We start from the raw sequence: 19,196 nt of genomic DNA on the forward strand, positions 1-19,196 counted from the left end.
TTTAGATCTTGAAAAACAGCCTCTGACGTAGGGCGACTGGGACTTGAACCCAGGACCAACGGATTATGAGTCCGCGGCTCTAACCAACTGAGCTATCGCCCCATCGCGCTCGCGCGCGGCACCCATGATTGCACGCCCGCCCCGCACCCAGGATCCGGGAGCGGGGTTCAGCGTGGCGCGTCGGCCAGGAAGGTGTGGACGATGTCGCGCTGCCATCCCGGCACCGTCTCGCTGACCGCCGAAGCGAAACCGGCGGCTCGCAGCCGGTCCCGCAGTGCCGCAGCCCCGTCGAAGGTTGCCACGCTGCGTCGCAGGTGGCGGTACAGGGTGGCGTCCCTGGTCTGGTACCAGCCCATCGGAATGATGATGCCGGCGCACACGGCGTTCCAGACGGCGGTCGCCAGCTTCGAGTCGGCCACGGAGTACTCGTGCAGAGCCAGCGTCGCCCCCGGTTGCAGCAGAGCGCAAAAACGACGGAGTTGAGCATCGGGATCGGCCAGGTTGCGCAGCAGGTAGGCCGCGAGGATCCCGTCGAACGGCCCCTCGACACCCGCCACGGCGAGATCCTCGATGGGGGTGTGGACGAACCTGACAGTGTCCGGCCACGACTTCGCGGCGGCTTGAGCGAGCATTCCCGCCGACGCGTCGACCGCGACGATCTCGGCCTCCGGAGCGGCGTCGAGCAGCGCCCTCGTCGACGCACCGGTTCCGCATCCGGCGTCAAGGAGACGAAGTCCCTTGCCGCCGTTGGGGATTCGCATGCGGCGCGCAGACATTCGCAAGTGCTCGTGATAGCCGGGGTTCGCACCGACCAAGCGGTCGTAGGACGGCGCCTCGACGTCGAAGGTACTCGGCACGACTGCCCTGGGCAGGCCGGAGGAGTTCATGCTCATGACGGCCAGTATGTCCCATCACGAAGCATGCGAAACCGAACCGTCAGCCGTAGACCGGTTGCCCGTCCACGCCAAGGAGGTACCGCTCGGTGCCTTCCTCGACCCGCGCCGCGTCCGCGCCGAGCGACACCGCGATCTTGTTGGCCGCATTGCGCATCACGTCGAGCGTCAACTCCATGGCCTCGGCGTCGGAGAAGTGCTCGCGCACCCCGGCCACCACGTCGGCGTCGATCGCGGACGGTGTCCAGATCAACGCGTCCACGTAGCGCAGCGCAGCCTTGTGCCGCTCGCTCAGCAGGCTGGACCCTTCGTACTGCTCGATGTCGGTGTACATCGACTCGGTCCCGCCCGCGTCGAGTGCGGCGCCCTCGCGCAGCGACTTGCACAGCCGGCAGTTGTGCGCAATGGCCCCACGCAGCCGCACCACCTCGGTGGTGACGGGATCCAGGCCCCGCAGTGCGCCCACCGTGGGGACGAACTGGTTGAGCAGCACGTCGAGCGGATCGGTGTCGCGGTCCCACACGACGGGTTCCACGACCGGCGCGAAGCCCAACGCCGTCAGACCCGCCCTGACCCGCGGCACGAAGTCGGCGACGAAGATCAGCCCGACCATCCGAAACGCCTTGTCGCCCAACGCCGACATGAACGCGGCGCGCTGCTCGGCGCTGATACCGGACACGTCGACGGCGAACTGCTCGGCGAACTCGGCCAGCCGTGAGTCGCCGTCGGCCTCACCCTGTGCCGGCAGCGGCGGCAACGACATCGCGGCGGCGCATACCGTTCGCACCAGGGCGTTGCGGCCCGCGTCGCCCTCGGGCGAGAGCGCCATCAACCGGGTCAGCAACCCGTACAACTGGTCGTCGTCCATGCCGCTGATTATTGCGCCTGGCTGACCGAGGACATGTGGAAGTCCGGAATCCGTAGCGACGGCATCTTCGCCCGCGTCGCCCAGTCGCCCCACTCGCGCGGCAGGGTGACTTCGCTGACGCCCGCCTCGGTGGCGCGGCGCAACAGGTCCAGCGGGCTTTCGTTGAAGCGAAAGTTGTTGACCGCACCGGTGACCTGGCCGTCCTCGACCAAGTACACGCCGTCCCGGGTCAGGCCCGTCAACAGCAGCACGGTGGGGTCGACCTCGCGGATGTACCACAGCGTGGTCAGCAGGAGTCCCCGCTCGGTCCGGCGGATCATGTCCGACAGGCTCGCCCACCCGCCGGTCATCAGCATGTTGTCCGCCGGGATCGCCACCGGTACGTCGAACTCGGCCGCCGCCGCCCGCGGATAGGCCAGCGCGTTGATCGTCCCGTCGCGGATCCAGTCGACGCGCTCGACGTCCAATCCGTTGTCGAACACCGACATTCGCTCCGAGGAACTCGTCGCCGCCACGAACGGCGCACACTCCAGACCCGCCGCCGTCGGATCGGAGTACAGCGTCAGCCCCAGATCGCCGAGCTTCTCCCCCACCCGGGTTCCGCCCGGCGCCGACAGCGCGGTGCGACCCTCCTGCGCGCCGCGACCGTCCATGGTCCAGCCGAGGTAGATCATCATGTCGGCCACCGTCGACGGCGGCATCAACGTCTCGTATCGACCGGCGGGCAGCTCGACGGTGCGCTCGGCCCAGCCCAGCCGGGTCGACAGCTCCTCGAGCATCGAATCCGTTGGCACGTCGACGAAGTCGGGTGTCCCCACCCCCACCCATGCGCTGGCACCGCCGCGCTTGGCGTTGACCTCCACCGAACCGGTCGGTTGGGTGAAGCGTCGCCGCAGACCCGTCGACGTCGCGACGAACGTCGTGTCCAGTTCGTGCCGCGCGAACCCGTACAACTGGTCGGCGCCGCGGAACCCCTTCGCCAAACTCTTTGCCACTCCGGCGAATACGTCGGTGGCGGTCTCGGGCACGGGCGCGTCCCAATCGTAGGGCACCTCCTCGCCGCCAAGGATCGGCGCACCGTCGCGGGCCTCCGGGGCCGAACGCGCCGCCTCTTGCGACGCCGCGACCAGACCGGCGATCGCCGACAGGTCGACCTCACTGGACTTCACCGAGCCGACGTGGGAGCTGTTGCCCTTGCGCACGATCGAAATCACCGTGGTGTCGCGACCGCGCGTTTCACCGTTGGTGGTCATCGAGTTGCCCGCCCACCGCAGCGACGCCGTCGCCCGGTCGGTGACCACCACGATGGTCTCGTCGGCTCCGCCACGGCGGGCGGCTTCGACGAGCACGAGTCCGGCGACGTCGGGTGCGCTGATCATTCCTGCCGTCCTGATTCTTCTCGCGTGTTCAGCACGTTGATGCCCCGGAACAGTGCCGACGGGCACCCGTGGCTGACGGCGGCGACCTGACCGGGTTGGGCCTTGCCGCAGTTGAACGCGCCACCGAGCCGCCACGTCGACGGTCCGCCGACCGCCTCCATCGCGCCCCAGAAGTCCGTCGTGACGGCCTGGTACGCCACGTCGCGGAGTTGCCCGTCGAGGCGGCCGTCGCGAATCCGGAAGAACCGTTGGCCGGTGAACTGAAAGTTGTAGCGCTGCATGTCGATCGACCACGACTTGTCCCCGACGACGTAGACGCCGTCCTCGACCTTGGCGATCAGGTCCTCGGTGGTCGTGTCGTCCTGCGCCGGTTGCAACGACACGTTGGCCATCCGCTGGATCGGCACGTGGTGCGGCGAATCGGCATACGAGCATCCGTTGGACCTGGCTTCGCCGAGGCGTGGCGCGAACACCCTGTCGAGTTGGTAGCCGACGAAGATGCCGTCGCGCACCAGGTCCCACTTCTGGGCACGCACCCCTTCGTCGTCGAATCTGGTTGTAGCCAAACCGAAGTCGACGGTGCGGTCGGCGGTCACGTTCATCACCGGGGAGCCGTACTTCATCACGCCCAGCTTGTCCGGCGTCGCGAACGACGTTCCCGCATAGGCGGCTTCGTAGCCGATGGCCCTGTCGTACTCGGTGGCGTGGCCGATCGACTCGTGAATGGTGAGCCACAGATTGGTCGGGTCGATCACGAGATCCGTCGGGCCCGCGACCACCGACGGCGCCTTGGTCTTCTCGGCCAGCAGGGACGGCAGTTCGGCGAGCTCACCCGACCAGTCCCACACCTCGTCGCCCGAGACGTACTCCCAGCCGCGCGCCGTCGGCGGCGCCAGCGTGCGCAACGTCTCGAACGTGCCTGCCGCGGCGTCGACCGCGACGGCGTCGAACGTCGGCTGCAGTCGCACCCGCTGCTGGGTGGTCGACGAGCCGAACGTGTCGGCGTAGAACGACTGCTCCTTGACGGCCTGCAGCCCGGCCGACACATGGTCGACGCCGTCGGCGGCGAGCAGCCGCCCCGAGTACTCGTTCAGTACGGCGATCTTGTCCGCGGCAGGCACGTCGAACGGGTCGACCAGGTAGTCCGACACCCACGTCACGTCGGAGTACACCGGCTCCGGTGCGAGCTCGATGCGTTCGGCGTTGAGCGGGGACAGCGTGGTGGCGACGCGAACCGCCCGACGGGCCGTCTCTGCCGCGACGGTCGGGTCGAGCTCGGCGTGCGAGGCGAAACCCCACGTCCCGTCGACGATGACCCGGACCGCAAGACCGACCTCGCGAGTGATGACCGACGTCTCCAGCTCGCCGTCGCGCAGCTGCACGATCTCGGTGGTGATGCGGTGAATCCGCAGGTCTGCGTAACTGGCCCCCGCGGCGGTGGCCGCCGAAAGAGCTGCGTCGGCGAGCTGGCGCCGCGGCAGCTCGAGGAAGTCGGGGTCGACACGTCTGCGCGCTGTCACGCCTCCACCGTAGTGGCACATAATGACGCCGTGGGTCGCCGGCCGATACGACGCAGTACGAGCAACGCCGTGGCGGGCTACTCGCTGCTCGCACCCAGCCTCTTCGGCGTGGTGACCTTCCTGGTGCTGCCGATGTTCGTCGTGCTGTGGTTGAGCCTGCACAGCTGGGACCTGCTCGGCCCGATCCGCTATGTGGGCCTGAGCAATTGGCGGTCGGTGCTGACCGACGAGACGTTCGGCACCTCGATGCTCGCCACCATCGGGTTCATCCTTCTGGTGGTCCCGCTGCAAACGGTGCTCGGACTGCTCGCCGCGAGCCTGCTGGCCGTTAACCTGCCGGTTAGTGGTTTCTTTCGGACGCTCTACGTGTTGCCGTGGATCTGCTCCCCGCTGGCCATCGCGGTGCTGTGGAAGTGGATCCTCGCCCCCACCGACGGCGCGGTCAGCACGGTGCTCGGGCGTCCGGTCGAATGGTTGACCGATCCCACGCTCGCGCTGCCCGTCGTCTCGGCCGTCACGGTGTGGACCAACGTCGGCTACGTGACGCTGTTCTTCCTCGCGGGCATCCTGGCGATCCCCCGCGACATCCAGAACGCCGCGCGCACCGACGGCGCCACCACCTGGCAGCGGTTCCGCTACGTCACCCTCCCGATGCTCCGGCCGACGCTGTTCTTCGTGCTCGTCACCGGGATCGTCAGCGCCGCCCAGGTTTTCGACACGGTGTACGCCTTGACCACCGGCGGACCCCAAGGCCGCACCGACGTGATCGCGCACCGCATCTATGCCGAGGCGTTCGGGGCGGCAGCCGTCGGCCGGGCGGCGGTGATGGCGGTCGTGCTGTTCGTTCTGCTGCTCGGTGTGACGCTGGTGCAGCACGTCTACTTCCGCCGCAGGATCAGCTATGACCTGGTCTAGGAACGCGGCCGTCTACGCGGGCCTGGTCGTCCTCGCCGTCGTCACGCTGATTCCGTTCGGGCTTGGCCTGCTGACGTCGTTCACCTCGGCCCGCCAATTCAACACCGAGTCGCCGCTGTCGGTGCCGTCGCCACCCACGTTGGCGAACTACCTCGGGTTGGGCGACGCGGGTTTCGGCCGGGCGGTCGTGGTGACGGCCTTGGTGACCGCCGTCGTACTGCTCGGCCAACTCACGTTCTCGGTGTTCGCCGCCTACGCGTTCGCGCGGATGAAGTTCCCCGGCCGCGACGCGTTGTTTTGGGTCTACGTCGCGACGCTCATGGTGCCCGCCACCGTGACCGTCGTCCCCCTTTATTTGATGTTCGCCGAGGTCGGTCTGCGAAACACGTTCTGGGCGTTGGTGTTGCCGTTCATGTTCGGCTCGCCGTACGCGATCTTCCTGCTACGGGAGTACTTTCGGACGATTCCCGCCGACCTCATCAGGGCCGCCAGGATGGACGGCGCCAGCACCCTCGACGTCATCGTCCACGTCGTGCTGCCCGCGAGCCGCCCGATCCTGGTGACCCTCGCGCTGATCACGGCGGTGTCGCAATGGAACAACTTCATGTGGCCGCTGGTCATCACGAGCGGGCGCACGTGGCAGGTGCTGACCGTGGCCACCGCGGGCCTGCAATCCCGGTACGACGCCCAGTGGACGCTGGTGATGGCGGCGACGACGGTGGCGATCGTCCCGCTGATCGTGCTGTTCGTCGCGTTCGGCCGTCACATCGTCGGCTCCATCGTGGTGACGGGCCTCAAGTGACGCCGACTCTGCGCTCACTGCGACGAAGTGCGAGTGACGAGCACGCTGAGCGCAGTCTCGGCGCGGGGCCGCGATGACCAAACCCAAGTTCTCCACGCTGTTCGTCGGCGCGCTGGCCCTCGTCATGACCGCCCTACTCGGGGCCGCGGTGCTCCTCGGCGGCTCCACCGAGCGCTCCGGCAAGACCGTGGTGACGGTGCGACTGTGGGACGAGCAGGTCGCCGCGGCCTACCGGCAGTCGTTCGACGCGTTCAGCCGCGAGCATCCCGACGTCGAGGTGCGCCTCAACGTCGTGGCGTACTCGTCGTACTTCGACACGCTGCGCACCGACGTGGCCGGCGGCGGCGCCGACGACGTCTTCTGGCTGTCCAACGCCTACTTCGCGAACTACGCCGACAACGGCAGGCTGCTCGACGTCGGGAAGACCCTCGGCCCAGACGCGGCACGGGCGTGGGACGCCTCGGTGGTTCGGCAGTTCACCCGCAACGGCGTGCTGTGGGGCGTGCCCCAACTGACCGACGCCGGCATCGCGGTCTACTACAACGCCGACCTGCTCGACCGGGCCGGCGTCGACCCCGCCCAACTCAACGACCTACGATGGTCACCCGATCCCGCCGAGGACACCCTGCGACCGCTGCTGGCCCGGCTCACCGTCGATGCCGACGGAAACCGGGCCGACACACCACGATTCGACCCGGCTCGGATTCGGCAGTGGGGGTACAACGCCGCCAACGACCTACAGGGCATCTACCTGAACTACGTCGGCTCCGCGGGCGGGGCGTTCCAGGACGGCGACCGCTTCGCCTTCGACAATCCCGCCGCCGTCCAGGCGTTCGAGTACCTGGTCGGGCTGGTCAACCGGGACCACGTCGCTCCCCCGGCGTCCGACACCAACGCCAACGGCGACTTCTCCCGCAACCAGTTCCTGCAGGGCCGGATGGCGCTGTTCCAGTCCGGCACCTACAACCTGGCCGCGATCGCCGACCAGGCCCCCTTCCGGTGGGGCGTGACGATGCTGCCGCCGGGTCCGAAGGGCCGCGTCAGCGTCACCAACGGCATCGCCGCCGCAGGCAACGCCGCCTCACCCCACCCCGACGCCGTACGCCAAGTCCTCGAATGGATGGGCAGCACCCGCGGCAACGCGTTCCTCGGCAGCGGCGGCGCCGCGATCCCGGCCGTCACCGCAGCCCAGCCCGGGTACTTCGCGCACTGGGCCGCCCGCGGCGTCGACGTCACCCCGTTCTTCAGAGTGCTCGACGGACCGCGCATCCCGGCGCCGGGCGGACCGGGCTTCGCCGCGGGATATCAGGCGTTGACGCCCTTCTTCGACGAGATGTTCCTCGGCCGTCGCGACGTGCCGGGCAGTCTGGCGGCCGCCCAAGAAGCCGCCAACGCCGCCGCCGACCGTTAGGTCGTCGCCAACGGTGTGAAGACCTCCACGTACACCGACACGGCACACAACACCAGCACGGCCGCAAAGGCAACGGCATCAGGCCATTTCGGTCGTGACGGCAACGCGGAGATCTGACCGGCGCCACCGCGGGCGGTGATCGCGTCGCCCATCTCGTCGGCGCGACGCAACGCCACGGTGACCGCCGCCGCGAGCAGATCGATGATCTCCGCGTTCAACCGGCGGTGGCGTTCCCTCGCGGTGGTGGCGGGGTCGCGCGGCCTGAGCTTGCGGGCGGCGAACAGCACGCGGAACTCGTCGATCAGCATCGGGAAGGCGCGCAGGGCAAGCGCCAGCGTCACGGCGTAGTCGTCGACCGGCAACCGGAGCAGACGCAGCGGCCTGCCGATCTTGGCCACCGCGGGTGCGACCTCGGCGACGTTGGTGGTCCACGACACCAGCCCGCCGAGGCCAAGCAGCACTATCGAGAGCACGGTGATCTGCAGGAACTTCAACACCCCGCCGAGGCCGAAGTCCACCGAGGCGACGGTGAGGTGCGGAGCGCCTCCGGCGAACGACGCCGTCACCGCGCCGAGGAACAGCAGGAACCACAGCCAGCGGGGCACCGACGGCAGCACGCCGCGTGGGATGCGGGCGATCTTGGCAGTGAGAAGGACGAACACGCCCACCAACGTGATCGGCACCCAGCCGGGATACAGCGTGAGCAGCACGCCGATGATCGCGACGACGAGAAGCTTGGTGCCGGCCCACAATTCGTGAATGGCGGTGCGGCCTGGCACCGGTCGCAGCAGCACGACGGGCCGCGGCTGGCGCTTGGGGGCGGTCATCCGACGCCTCCCGCCGTGGTGGGCGCCGCCATCACGCCGCCGTGGCGAAGGTGCAACGTCCGCGGGCACAGCTCCTCGAGTCCCGAGAAGTCGTGGGAGATCACGATGACCGTCAACCCCGCGTCCCGACGCAGTGCCGACAGCAGACCGAGCAGGCCGCGCTGGCTGGCGGCGTCCAGGCCGGCCAGCGGCTCGTCGAGGATCAGCACCCGCGGCTTGCGGGCCAACAGACCCGCCAGCACCACCCGACGCATCTGCCCGCCGCTGAGCTGGTCGATGCGCCGCAGTCCGATCGCCGGATCGAGGCCGACCATGGCCAACGCGGCGACGATCTGCGAGTGGTCGTAGTAGTCCAGCCCCGCGGCCGACGCGATCTCCATGTCCACGCGGCCGCGCATCAGCTGCAGCCTGGCCGCCTGGAACGAAATGGCCACGGCACCAACCTGTTCGGAGACCGGCTCGCCGTCCAACAGGCAGCTGCCCGAGGTCGGCGTGAGCAACCCGGCCATGATCCAGGCCAGCGTCGACTTGCCGGACCCGTTCAGCCCGTGGATCAGCACCCCGTCACCCTCGTTGACGACGAGGTCGACGTCCCGCAGCGCCGTCGACGCCCATGGCGTGCCCAGTCCGTAGTCGTGCCCGACGCCCTTGAGCTCCAGCAGCGGTGACCCGCCGCGGCGAGTCTGCGCACTGGTGGCCGCCGGTGCGGGCGCGGTGTCGACCATCTCGACGTTGTCGGCGCTGCCGCCGTTGCCGGTCAGGTCGATCACCCGGTCAGCCGACGCCGCCTCGTCGTTGTAGTGCGTGATGTGCACCAACGACATCCGGTGCTTCTTCGTCAACCCCGACAGCACCTCGATCAGACCTTCGCGGCCCTGCTGGTCGACCATGCTGGTGACCTCGTCGGCGATCAGCAGCGCGGGTTCCCTGGCCAACGCGGCCGCGACGGCAAGGCGCTGCAGTTCGCCACCCGAGAGGTTGCCGGTGTCGCGTTCGGCCAGCCCGTCCAGCCCGACCTCGGCCAGCAGGCGGTCGACGTCGGTCTTGGCACCAGGGGGAAGCCCGAACACCACGTCGTCGGCGACGCGGCTGCCGAGGACCTGACTTTCGGGGTGCTGCATCACCACGGCGGTGCCACCGGCCTTGCCGAGGCCGACGGCGCCGGGCCGGTCGACGCTGCCCGCGGTCGGCTGCCGGCCCGACAGCACCAACATCAACGTGGTCTTGCCCGACCCGTTGGGCCCGGTGACGGCCACGTGCTCGCCCTCGCCGATCGTCAGCGACACCGGGCCGAGGGCGTCCTGCGCCGCGCCGTCGTATCGGAAGCGGACGTCGCGGAACCGGGCGGGCACCGGGCCGACGGGTTCGGTCGAGTCGACGGAGTCGAGCTTGTGGACGTCGGGGACCCCGGAGAGTCGGACCAGCACCCGGGACAGCGCCCACCATCCGATCAGGGTCACCGAACCGATGCTGAGCACGCTGGACCCGATGATCAGGAGCGGCCAGTAGGTGAGCACCGTCCCGAAGTCGTCGCGCAGCTGCTGCGCCAGGGGCTCCAGTCCCGAGATGCGCTCGAGCACCGCGGCGATGCCGGTGACGTTGGCCGTGATCGACGCGAAGACCAGTTCGCGGATGCGATAGAACACCAGCAGGAAGCCAACGCCCAGCACGCCGAAGAGCGCGCCCGCGATGACCGCTGCGACGGCGATCGTCGGCAGACCGCGGCCACGACGCTTGACGATGCCGACCAAGCCCCCGATGTAGGCGCAGTTGATCACCGTCATCAAGCCACCGAACCCGGCGATGAGGAAGGCGATGGTGCCACCGGCGACCGTCGCGGCGACCAACACCCGAAAGCGGTGGCGATACGCGAGCAGTCCCATGGGTACGGTGCCGAGCACCGAGAGGCCGGCGGCGAAGGGCACGACGACGGCGATGATCGCGGTGGCCGCGCACAGCGCAGCCATGATGGCGGCGTGCGCAATCTCGTCGGGCTTCATCGAACCAGCTCGCCGAGGTGCGCCGCCGCCGGTCTCGCTGCCGGTCTTGGCCATTTCTCGATTCTGCCAGCTGTGGCCCAAGAGCAGTCTCAGCAGGCTGTGAGGAGCACCACCCCGACCCCCGACGGACCTATAGATGTCCTATGTAAAATGGCTGGCATGTCATCGCGCCCCGCCACGCACGCCCCGGCAGACACGCTGTCCGCGGATCTGCTGTCCGTGGTCGCCCGACTCAACCGGCTCGCCACCCAGCGGGTCAAGATGAAACTCCCGTTCGCCCAAGCCCGACTGCTCTCCACGATCGAGGACCAGGGCGCGGCTCGCATCTCCGACCTTGCCGCATTCGACCACTGCTCACAGCCCACCATGACGACGCAGGTTCGTCGGCTCGAGGAGGCGGCGCTCGTCTCGCGCGTCACCGACCCAGCCGACGCCAGAGCAGTGCTGATCAGCATTACCGCGAAGGGCCGCGACGTGCTGGCGCGCGTGCGCGCCGACCGCAGCGCCGTCGTCGACCCCTACCTCGCGCGCCTCGACCCAGACGATCGCCAATCCCTCACCGAGGCCGTCCGGGTGATGCGGGCAATACTCGCCGACGCCACCCAGGACCGCTGAAAGCGGCTCTCCGCCAACCCAATCGACGATCGGAACGCCGCCGACTGACCCTCACGGCCTTACCCACCGATTGCCAGAACCCGGGGCCACGGGCCGCCCGGACGACATCCTGTAGATCCCGTTCCGCCTTCCACACCGCGGCGTCGACCCCGCTCCGCCGTGCCGCGTCGAGAGCGGCGGCGGCTCCCGTGATCCTCCGCATCGAACTGAGGTCGCCCGTCGACTGCACTTTGCTGCCGTTTGCCATACTTCACCCCCGTGAATCGAAAACACAGCTCCCGCAAACCTCCTGAGGCCAGCGACGGGGGCTGGGCCAGGTAACTAAAGGCCACGATAGCGTCGCCGCGACGATTGCTCCAGCAAATTCCCAACATTGGGAACTGTGCTGTACACGTACGAGGTGACGGCCGCACCCCGGACAGCGCCGGCACCGCGCCGGTCGGGCACACTGAACCACCATGACCTGGTTGACCGCCCTCGCGACCGTCCTCGTGCCCGTGGTGTCGGTCGTGTCGACCGCGACGGTGGCCATCTGGACCAAGCGCATCGACGTCAGAAGCAAGCGCGACGACCGCGAGCACGCGCTGGTGCTCGACTTCGAGCAGCGGGCCGGCGAGGAGAAGAAGGTCGCCCTCAAGACCCTCCTCTCGGCCACCATGCGCGTCAGGCGTGGCGCCGAACCGCTTGCCGGCGCCCATCAGACCGTCGAGCAGCGGCGGTCCGAGGCGATCGAAGAGCTGTACGAACTTCGCGGTCGCCTCGGCCTCGACGACGGTGTGGCAGAGGTGCTGATCTACGCCGCCGAGCCCGTCCGCCAGCTCACCGAACTACTACTCGACGAATGGGACCGACAGTTCCGCGACCACGGCTACTCGCTGACACAACTGGACACGTGCAAGCAGCAACTCGTCGCGCCCTGCGACGACCAACAGGAGTGGAACGCCCTCAAGAGCGAAGAAGCGGCATGGCTCAAGCGACTCGGCGAAGAATCGGACCTCGACGTCGACGCGCTGCTGGCGCTGTGCGACCGCACGATCGCCGCCGCCCGCAAGGACCTCCGCGGCGGCTTCGGCGTCGAGCCGAGCTGACCGCGGCTAGCTGACCGCCGCCCCGATCAAGTGCCCTACCAAGTAGGTCACCGCAATCGCTATTCCGCCAAAGGCCAACTGCCGCAACGACCCCACCCACGGCGGCTTCTTGGTGACGCGTGCCGCGACCCCACCGACGACGAGCAGTCCGAGCCCACCGCAGGCCAATCCGAGCCACAGCGACGAGTAACCCAGCAGGAACGGGATGAGCGGGATGACGGCGCCGATCGCGAACATCGCGAACGACGACCCCGCTGCCACCCACGGTGACGGCTTCTCGTTCGGGTCGACGCCCAACTCCTGGACGAGGTGGAAGTTCAACGCGCGGGTCTCGTCCCGGTGAAGTTCCTCGGCGGCCTTGGTCGCGGTCTCGACGCTCATGCCCATACCGGTCAGCGTCCCGACGAGCTCAGCCTGTTCCTCGTCCGGGTACATGCGAAAGCTGCGGCGCTCGACCAGAACCTCGGACTCCACCTGCTCGTTGGCCGTCGTCACCGAGGTGTACTCACCGAGTGCCATCGAAAACGAACCAGCCAGCATGCCTGCCACGCCGGCGAGCACCACCGCCTGCGTGCTGGCGCTGGCGGCGACGCCCGCGATCAGCGCCGTGTTGCTGACCAGGCCGTCCATCGCCCCAAATGTGGCAGCCCGCAGCCAGCCGCCAGTGACGTCAGGGTGGCGGTGGTCGATCTGATGGGGCATCCCGGCGAGTGACGGCACGGCGTCCGGATCGGTCATGCCGATGATTCAACGCCAACCGCGGAAACGGGTTTCGATGAGGATGGCCTGGGTTTGCCACATCACAGTTTCACGGCGGGTTTCGGAGGTTAACGTGACCACTATGACCACCACTGCGGATCACCTTCGTAATGCCCTCGACGGTCGTTGGCGCGACATGAAGAACCGGATGCGGGAGGAGCTTTCCTCCGAGGTATTCAAGCCGCACTACACGCCCAACACGGTGATCGCCCGTACCAAGGTCACCGAGCAGATGCGCATCATGGCCGCCAACGGCGCCGCCGAGGACGGCTTCAAGAAGGAGCACGGCGGCAACGGCGACGTCGGGGCCGCGGTGACCCAGATCGAGATGCTCGCGATGTCCGACCTGTCCCTGATGGTCAAGGCCGGGGTGCAGTGGGGCCTGTTCGGCGGCGCGATCGAGAACCTCGGCACCAAACGCCACCACGACGCCTACGTCCGCAAGCTCATCGACCTGGAGCTGCTTGGCTGCTTCGCGATGACCGAGACCGGGCACGGCAGCGACGTGCAGGCGCTCGAGACCACGGGAACCTACGATCCCGAGACCCAAGAGTTCGTCATCGACTCCCCCACCCCGTCCGCCCGCAAGGACTACATCGGCGGCGCCGCGAACACGGCCCGGGTCGCCGCGGTGTTCGCGCAGCTGATCACCAAGGGTGAGGGCCACGGCGTGCACTGCTTCGTCGTGCCCATCCGTGACGACGAGGGCAACGACCTCCCCGGCGTCACGACGTCGGACTGCCAGTACAAGGGCGGACTTCCCGGCGTCGACAACGGCCGCATCCAGTTCGACCAGGTGCGGATCCCGCGGGAGAACCTGCTCAACAAGTACGCCGACGTCGCCGAGGACGGCACGTACACCTCACCGATCGAGAACTCCGGCCGCCGCTTCTTCACCATGCTCGGCACGCTGATCCGCGGCCGCGTCACCGTCGGCGGCAGCGCCGGCGCCGCCGCCAGGGTCGCACTCGACATCGCGACGCGGTATGCCCTGGAGCGCAGGCAGTTCGAAGCCCCCGGCGCCGAGGAGGAGGTGCTGATCATGGACTACCTGGTGCACCAGCGCCGGCTGTTCCCGCTGATCGCCAAGTCCTACGCCCTGCAGTTCGCCCAGAACGAGCTGGTGGCCAAGTGTCACGAGCTCCAGACCTCGGACGACCCGGACGCCGAGGAGCAGCGCGAGCTCGAGTCCCGCGCCGCCGGGTTGAAGGCCGCCAACACCTGGCACGCGACGCGCGCCATCCAGGAGGCCCGCGAAGCGTGCGGCGGCGCAGGCTATCTGGCCGAGAACCGGCTGATCGCCCTGAAGGCCGACACCGACGTGTTCACCACCTTTGAGGGTGACAACCACGTGTTGACCCAGTTGGTCGCCAAGGAACTGCTGACGGCCTACGCCGACGACGTTAAGGGCATGAGCCCGGCGCAGTGGGTGCGGTTCGCCGCCAACTTCGCCGGCGAGCGGGTGCTCAAGCGCACCGCAGCGCAGACCATCATGCAGACGATCGTCGACACGCGTCAGGACAACGAAGAAGAGGGCTCGCTGTTCAACCGCGGCACGCAGGTCAAGATGTTCGAGGACCGCGAGGAGTACATGCTGGCGTCCGTCGCGCGGCGGTTGCAGGGCAAGTCCAAGGAGATGTCGCCGTTCGACGCCTTCAACTCCGTCCAGGACCACGTGCTGCACGCCGCGAAGGCACACGTCGACCGGATCATCCTCGAGGCGTTCGTCGCCGGCATCGACACCTGTGAGGACGAGAAGGCTCGCGAGATCCTCGGGGTCGTGTGCGACCTCTATGCGCTGTCGGTGATCGAGGACGACAAGTCGTGGTTCATCGAGCACCGATTCCTGTCGGTCGAGCGTTCCAAGGCCGTCACCCGCGGCATCAACGACCGCTGCCGCAAGCTGCGCCCCCACGCCGAGTTGTTGGTCGAGGGCTTCGGGATTCCCGAGCAGCTGCGCTACGCCGAGATGCTGCACCCGGAGCACATCCCCGACGCCGACGAGCACGAGGAGCAGAACGCCGAGTAGAGCTACAGAGGTAAAGCTCCCCCGCGTGGACTCGAACCACGAACCTGCCGATTAACAGTCGGCTGCTCTGCCAATTGAGCTACAGGGGAATAGCACTCGGTCCGCGGGACGTGCACGCTGACCGAGCGTTGACTCTAGCGCATGGACTCCGGAAGTCCGATATCGGGCAGGTGAGCTGGGGCCGACGGGCTCGTTCTCTCACCACTCGGGCGCACGAGGCAGGATGGAACCAATGCACTACCGCGAGAGAGGGACCCCGTGATCCGCGTCGCCGCCGTCATGGCTGTTGGGTACGTTTTGGGCGCCAAGGCAGGCAGACGCCGCTACGAACAGATCTCGAGTACGTTCCGTGCGGTCACGGGCAGCCCGGCCACCAAGGCCGTGCTGGATGCGGGTCGACGCAAGATCGCCGACAGGGTGTCACCCGATGCGTCGATCGGATCGCTGACGCCCATCGACGCCGAGACGGCGGTGTGGCAGCCAGGAAAGAGCCGCTAGGCGATCGGCTGACGCCAGGTCTGACCGGGGGCCAGGTTGCCCGTCGAGACGCCGAGACCGTTGTTGGGTCCGAAGGTGCCGAAGTTCGGCGTTCCGATGTTGGTCGGGTTTCCGTTGGAGTACCCCACGCACACGGGATCGGAGCCGTTGGTGGTGACGGTGGCCAGACACGGTGCGGCGACGGCTTGACCTGCGCCGCTGGTGAACGCGATCGCGAGCGGAGCGGCGACGGCGGCAGCCGCCAGGGCTCCCGCAGTGGCGATGCGGCGTGCGCTGATGGTCATGAGGTGCCCTTCCGTTGGAACTGACGGCGAGCTCACCATAGCGCGACGCGGCGACTCACGCAGTAAGGTCGTCGCCGCTGGCCCGCTCCAGCAGGCTGCGCCGGTAGGTCTCCATGGCGACCAGGTCGCCGAACAGCGCGTTGTACTCCTCGTCGTTGTCCACCGGGGACATGCGCTGAAGCTTGGACTTCATCTCGGCGATCTCCCTGCCGACCCACACTTCCTGCAACCTGGCCAGCACGCCGCCGATGTAGCGGGGCAACCGATCGTCGTCCTCGACCCGGAACGCCTCGACGCCCAGCTCGTTGATCAGATTTGCCACGTGCGGTGAGGCCGCCTGCTCACGAACCGCGTCGATCCACTGTCCACCCGAACCGCCCGCCGACATGCCGCCCGCGGCCGTGATCGCGCCGCGCACCGCCGCATACGCCGGATGGGTGAAGCTCTCCACGGTCAACGTGTCGAAGACGGGCCCCGCGATCGCCGGGTACTGCAGCGCGGCCTTGAGCGCATCGCGTTGCGGCCACAGCGTCGGATCCTTCGGATCGGGCCGGGCCACGACGACGGCGTCCGTCGAGGCGGCCGCAGCGGCACTGCGACGGACGTCGCGGCGTTGCGCGGCGCCGCCTGCCTTGGCCGTCTCACGCACCCTGCCGATGACCTGGGCGACGTCGTCCCAGCCCACCCAGCCGGCGAGCTGACGCGCGTACTCGTCGCGCAGGGTGGGGTCCTTGATTCGCGCTGCCATCGGCACGCAACGACGAAGTGCGGATACCCGGCCTTCGGCACTGTCGAGGTCGTGGTCGGCCAGCGCGGTGCGAATCACGAACTCGAACAACGGGGTTCGCCGAGCCACCAGATCACGCAGGGCGGCGTCACCGGACTTCAGCCGCAGATCGCACGGGTCCATGCCCTCGTCCGCGACGGCGACGAACGACTGACCGGAGAGGTTCTGCTCGCCGTCGAAGGCCTTGACCGCCGCCGCGCGGCCCGCCGCGTCACCGTCGAAGACGTAGATCAGCTCACCGCGAAAGAAGCTGTCGTCCATCATGAGTCGACGAAGCATCGACAGGTGCTCCTCGCCGAAGGCGGTGCCGCACGACGCGACCGCCGTCGTCACGCCAGCCAGGTGCATGGCCATGACGTCGGTGTATCCCTCCACGACGACGGCCTGATGCCCCTTCGCGATGTCGCGCTTGGCCAGGTCGAGTCCGAACAGGACGTTGGACTTCTTGTACAGCACCGTTTCCGGGGTGTTCAGGTACTTGGCTGTCATGGTGTCGTCGTCGAAGATCCGGCGCGCACCGAACCCGATGACTTCGTTGCTGCTGGCCCGAATCGGCCACAGCAAGCGTCGGTTGAACCGGTCCCGTGGCCCGCGGCGACCCTCCATCGACAACCCCGCGGCCTCGAGCTCCTTGAACTCGAAACCCTTGCGCACCAAGTGTTTCGTCAAGGTGTCCCAGCCCGAGGGCGCGAATCCGCAGCCGAAGTGCGCGGCCGCTTCCGCGTCGAAGTTGCGTTCGATCAAGTACTGCCGCGCCGGTGCGGCCTCGTCGGACTGCAACGCCTCGGCGTAGAACGCCTGGGCGGCGGCGTTGGCGGCGATCAGCCTGCTGCGGCTGCCCTTGTCCCTCTGCACGTTGGTGGTCGAGCCACCGGTGTAGGTGACGGTGTAGTTGATCCGGTCGGCGAGCATCTCGACGGCCTCGACGAAGCTGACGTGTTCGATCTTCTGCAGGAAGGCGTAGACGTCACCGCCCTCACCGCAGCCGAAGCAGTGGAAGTGACCGTGGTTGGGACGGACGTGGAACGACGGTGACTTCTCGTCGTGGAACGGGCACAGCCCCTTCATCGAGTCCGCACCGGCGCGCCGCAGCTGCACGTAGTCGCCGACGAGGTCCTCGATGCGGGTGCTTTCGCGAATGGCCGCGATGTCGCGGTCGGGAATCCGCCCGCCCCGCGTCCCATCGCTCCTGCCTACTGCCACCGGCTCAGTCTAAGGGCCGGGGCGAGCGCGCCAAGTGCACGCGTTCCAGCCGTCCCTCGGTGTAGGACGCGATCTGGTCGATGACCACCCGCAGCCGGGCCCCGTCGTCGGCGGCCGCCACGAACTCGGGGGCGAACTGCGGGTCGAGGCTGCTCGGCGCCTGCGCCCACAGCGCCAAGGCGACCTCGTGGATGAGGGTGCGCTGATCGGCCTGGACCTGCAGGTGCTGATGGTCGGACATGATGAATTGCAGGGCCAACATCTTCAGCACGGCGACCTCGGCACGCACCAGTGCGGGCACCGCGAGCTCGGTGTCGAAGCGCACCAGCGGACCGGCGCCTGCCACGTCCCTGGTCGCCGTGATCGCCGCGTTGGCGAACCGGCCGACCAGTTCACTGGTCAACCGCTTGAGTGCGACCGAGGCCGCGACGGATCCGTCGTACTTGCCGACCGCCGCCACCACGGGTATCTGCGACAGGCGCTGCGCGGCAGCGAGCAGGTCGTCGGAGCGCACGGCGTCGAACGACTCGGCGCCGAGGCGGGCCAACGAGGTGGCCGCGTCGGTGTCGGCAAGCACTCGCAGGTCGATGCGCCCGGAGATCACGCCGTCCTCGACGTCGTGCACCGAGTAGGCGACGTCGTCGGCCCAGTCCATCACCTGGGCTTCCAAGCACGGCCTGCCCTCGGGCGCACCGTCGCGCAACCAGGCGGCCCAGTGGGCGTCGTCGTCGTAGAACCCGAACTTCTTGCGGTCACCGCGCGGCCACGGGTACTTCGTCACCGCGTCGAGCGACGCCCTGGTCAGGTTCAGTCCCACCGATCGTCCTTGGTCGTCAAGGACTTTGGGCTCCAACCTGGACAGGATGCGGAAGTTCTGCGCGTTGCCCTCGAAGCCGCCGAAGGCCTTCGATATCTCGTTGAGCGCGCGTTCGCCGTTGTGCCCGTACGGCGGATGGCCGATGTCATGCGCCAGCCCCGCCAGGTCGACCAGGTCGGGATCGCAGCCAAGGCCGACGGCCATCCCCCTGCCGATCTGCGCCACCTCGAGGGAATGCGTCAACCGCGTCCGCGGCGTGTCACCCTCCCGCGGCCCGACGACCTGCGTCTTGTCAGCCAACCGCCGGAACGCCGCACTGTGCAGCACCCTGGCACGGTCCCGCGCGAAGTCGGTGCGGCGCTCGGTGTCGGTCCCCGCCAGGGCAGCACTCTTCGGCGCCTCGACCACCATCCGCTGTAGGTCGAAGTCCGAGTAACGATCCGCGGAACCGTTCTGATGTTGCGCCACCGACGCACAGTCTGCCAGGGCGGTCACGCGGTC

Annotated in this window: 17 protein-coding genes and 2 tRNA genes; 7 read left to right on the top strand and 12 right to left on the bottom strand. The window is 68.2% G+C overall.

Going from position 1 to position 19,196, the window contains the following annotated elements; all coding sequences use genetic code 11:
* Positions 1-28: 28 nt before the first annotated feature.
* The 5 genes from ASD37_RS18575 to ASD37_RS18595 all read right to left on the bottom strand — a co-directional run bounded on the left by ASD37_RS18575 (position 29) and on the right by ASD37_RS18595 (position 4,681).
* Positions 29-102: transfer RNA gene (locus ASD37_RS18575), tRNA-Ile, on the bottom strand.
* Positions 103-167: 65 nt separating this feature from the next.
* A complete protein-coding gene (locus ASD37_RS18580) occupies positions 168-893 on the bottom strand; it encodes a class I SAM-dependent methyltransferase (protein WP_056554435.1) in 726 nt (241 codons plus the stop codon).
* A 43-nt stretch (positions 894-936) separates the two neighbouring features.
* On the bottom strand, positions 937-1,761 hold the full coding sequence (locus tag ASD37_RS18585) for a carboxymuconolactone decarboxylase family protein (RefSeq protein WP_200959926.1): 825 nt from the start codon (positions 1,759-1,761) through the stop codon (positions 937-939).
* Between the two features lie 8 nt (positions 1,762-1,769).
* Positions 1,770-3,140 (bottom strand): TldD/PmbA family protein, encoded by a 1,371-nt coding sequence (locus tag ASD37_RS18590; protein ID WP_056554438.1) that lies wholly within the window; start codon positions 3,138-3,140, stop codon positions 1,770-1,772.
* Positions 3,137-4,681 (bottom strand): TldD/PmbA family protein, encoded by a 1,545-nt coding sequence (locus tag ASD37_RS18595; protein ID WP_370073067.1) that lies wholly within the window; start codon positions 4,679-4,681, stop codon positions 3,137-3,139. Before ASD37_RS18595 ends, ASD37_RS18590 begins: the two co-directional genes overlap by 4 nt.
* Before the next feature lie 24 nt (positions 4,682-4,705).
* Here ASD37_RS18595 and ASD37_RS18600 point away from each other — a divergent pair, with 24 nt between their 5' ends.
* The 3 genes from ASD37_RS18600 (at position 4,706) to ASD37_RS18610 (ending at position 7,788) form a co-directional block, all read left to right on the top strand.
* Positions 4,706-5,575, top strand: coding sequence for a carbohydrate ABC transporter permease (locus tag ASD37_RS18600; RefSeq protein ID WP_056555456.1), 870 nt, complete (start codon positions 4,706-4,708; stop codon positions 5,573-5,575).
* On the top strand, positions 5,562-6,377 hold the full coding sequence (locus tag ASD37_RS18605; RefSeq protein ID WP_056554441.1) for a carbohydrate ABC transporter permease: 816 nt from the start codon (positions 5,562-5,564) through the stop codon (positions 6,375-6,377). Before ASD37_RS18600 ends, ASD37_RS18605 begins: the two co-directional genes overlap by 14 nt.
* A 73-nt stretch (positions 6,378-6,450) precedes the next feature.
* Positions 6,451-7,788, top strand: coding sequence for a sugar ABC transporter substrate-binding protein (locus ASD37_RS18610; RefSeq protein ID WP_056554444.1), 1,338 nt, complete (start codon positions 6,451-6,453; stop codon positions 7,786-7,788).
* On the opposite strand, the gene ASD37_RS18615 is transcribed toward ASD37_RS18610, so the two are convergent.
* Positions 7,785-8,615, bottom strand: coding sequence for an energy-coupling factor transporter transmembrane protein EcfT (locus ASD37_RS18615; RefSeq protein WP_056554447.1), 831 nt, complete (start codon positions 8,613-8,615; stop codon positions 7,785-7,787). The two genes, ASD37_RS18610 and ASD37_RS18615, sit on opposite strands and share 4 nt — an antisense overlap.
* Complete coding sequence (locus ASD37_RS18620; protein ID WP_056554450.1) at positions 8,612-10,669, bottom strand: ABC transporter ATP-binding protein; 2,058 nt, start codon at positions 10,667-10,669, stop codon at positions 8,612-8,614. Before ASD37_RS18620 ends, ASD37_RS18615 begins: the two co-directional genes overlap by 4 nt.
* A 96-nt stretch (positions 10,670-10,765) precedes the next feature.
* Here ASD37_RS18620 and ASD37_RS18625 point away from each other — a divergent pair, with 96 nt between their 5' ends.
* Together ASD37_RS18625 and ASD37_RS18630 are read left to right on the top strand one after the other, a co-directional pair.
* Positions 10,766-11,230, top strand: a complete 465-nt coding sequence (locus tag ASD37_RS18625; protein ID WP_082570243.1) for a MarR family winged helix-turn-helix transcriptional regulator — start codon at positions 10,766-10,768, stop codon at positions 11,228-11,230.
* Positions 11,231-11,688: 458 nt separating this feature from the next.
* Positions 11,689-12,318: a hypothetical protein gene (locus ASD37_RS18630; protein WP_082570244.1), complete on the top strand. Its 630-nt coding sequence runs from the start codon at positions 11,689-11,691 to the stop codon at positions 12,316-12,318.
* A gap of 6 nt (positions 12,319-12,324) precedes the next feature.
* Here the strand turns inward: ASD37_RS18630 and ASD37_RS18635 are convergent, their stop codons facing one another.
* A complete protein-coding gene (locus ASD37_RS18635; protein ID WP_056554456.1) occupies positions 12,325-13,056 on the bottom strand; it encodes a VIT1/CCC1 transporter family protein in 732 nt (243 codons plus the stop codon).
* A gap of 103 nt (positions 13,057-13,159) precedes the next feature.
* Between ASD37_RS18635 and ASD37_RS18640 the strand changes: the two genes are divergently transcribed.
* Positions 13,160-15,106 carry an acyl-CoA dehydrogenase gene (locus tag ASD37_RS18640; RefSeq protein WP_056554459.1) on the top strand — a complete coding sequence of 649 codons (1,947 nt, stop codon included), beginning with the start codon at positions 13,160-13,162 and terminating at the stop codon, positions 15,104-15,106.
* A 16-nt stretch (positions 15,107-15,122) separates the two neighbouring features.
* On the opposite strand, the gene ASD37_RS18645 is transcribed toward ASD37_RS18640, so the two are convergent.
* Positions 15,123-15,195: transfer RNA gene (locus tag ASD37_RS18645), tRNA-Asn, on the bottom strand.
* A gap of 169 nt (positions 15,196-15,364) precedes the next feature.
* On the opposite strand from ASD37_RS18645, the gene ASD37_RS18650 reads away from it, so the two are divergent.
* Positions 15,365-15,604, top strand: a complete 240-nt coding sequence (locus ASD37_RS18650) for a hypothetical protein (protein ID WP_056554462.1) — start codon at positions 15,365-15,367, stop codon at positions 15,602-15,604.
* Here ASD37_RS18650 and ASD37_RS18655 read toward each other — a convergent pair.
* From ASD37_RS18655 to ASD37_RS18665, 3 genes are read right to left on the bottom strand one after another with little or no spacing between them, the layout of a single operon-like run.
* Entirely contained in the window at positions 15,601-15,888 is a 288-nt protein-coding gene (locus ASD37_RS18655; protein ID WP_056554465.1) for a hypothetical protein, read from the bottom strand. The genes ASD37_RS18650 and ASD37_RS18655 overlap by 4 nt on opposite strands.
* A gap of 55 nt (positions 15,889-15,943) precedes the next feature.
* Positions 15,944-17,878 carry a DNA primase gene (gene dnaG / locus ASD37_RS18660; protein WP_056554468.1) on the bottom strand — a complete coding sequence of 645 codons (1,935 nt, stop codon included), beginning with the start codon at positions 17,876-17,878 and terminating at the stop codon, positions 15,944-15,946.
* A 4-nt stretch (positions 17,879-17,882) separates the two neighbouring features.
* On the bottom strand, positions 17,883-19,163 hold the full coding sequence (locus tag ASD37_RS18665; RefSeq protein ID WP_255354925.1) for a deoxyguanosinetriphosphate triphosphohydrolase: 1,281 nt from the start codon (positions 19,161-19,163) through the stop codon (positions 17,883-17,885).
* Positions 19,164-19,196: the final 33 nt, after the last annotated feature.

Origin of the sequence: Mycobacterium sp. Root135 (assembly GCF_001426545.1) — a bacterium.
Taxonomy (GTDB): domain Bacteria; phylum Actinomycetota; class Actinomycetes; order Mycobacteriales; family Mycobacteriaceae; genus Mycobacterium.

Coding starts and splice junctions, on each gene's coding strand:
- ASD37_RS18585 (WP_200959926.1), bottom strand. CDS start 1,761: ATGGACGACGACCAGTTGTACGGGTTGCTGACCCGGTTGATGGCGCTC.
- ASD37_RS18620 (WP_056554450.1), bottom strand. CDS start 10,669: ATGGCCAAGACCGGCAGCGAGACCGGCGGCGGCGCACCTCGGCGAGCT.
- ASD37_RS18640 (WP_056554459.1), top strand. CDS start 13,160: ATGACCACCACTGCGGATCACCTTCGTAATGCCCTCGACGGTCGTTGG.
- ASD37_RS18590 (WP_056554438.1), bottom strand. CDS start 3,140: ATGATCAGCGCACCCGACGTCGCCGGACTCGTGCTCGTCGAAGCCGCC.
- ASD37_RS18595 (WP_370073067.1), bottom strand. CDS start 4,681: ATGTGCCACTACGGTGGAGGCGTGACAGCGCGCAGACGTGTCGACCCC.
- ASD37_RS18605 (WP_056554441.1), top strand. CDS start 5,562: ATGACCTGGTCTAGGAACGCGGCCGTCTACGCGGGCCTGGTCGTCCTC.
- ASD37_RS18610 (WP_056554444.1), top strand. CDS start 6,451: ATGACCAAACCCAAGTTCTCCACGCTGTTCGTCGGCGCGCTGGCCCTC.
- ASD37_RS18615 (WP_056554447.1), bottom strand. CDS start 8,615: ATGACCGCCCCCAAGCGCCAGCCGCGGCCCGTCGTGCTGCTGCGACCG.
- ASD37_RS18580 (WP_056554435.1), bottom strand. CDS start 893: ATGAGCATGAACTCCTCCGGCCTGCCCAGGGCAGTCGTGCCGAGTACC.
- ASD37_RS18655 (WP_056554465.1), bottom strand. CDS start 15,888: ATGACCATCAGCGCACGCCGCATCGCCACTGCGGGAGCCCTGGCGGCT.
- ASD37_RS18630 (WP_082570244.1), top strand. CDS start 11,689: ATGACCTGGTTGACCGCCCTCGCGACCGTCCTCGTGCCCGTGGTGTCG.
- ASD37_RS18625 (WP_082570243.1), top strand. CDS start 10,766: ATGGCTGGCATGTCATCGCGCCCCGCCACGCACGCCCCGGCAGACACG.
- ASD37_RS18635 (WP_056554456.1), bottom strand. CDS start 13,056: ATGACCGATCCGGACGCCGTGCCGTCACTCGCCGGGATGCCCCATCAG.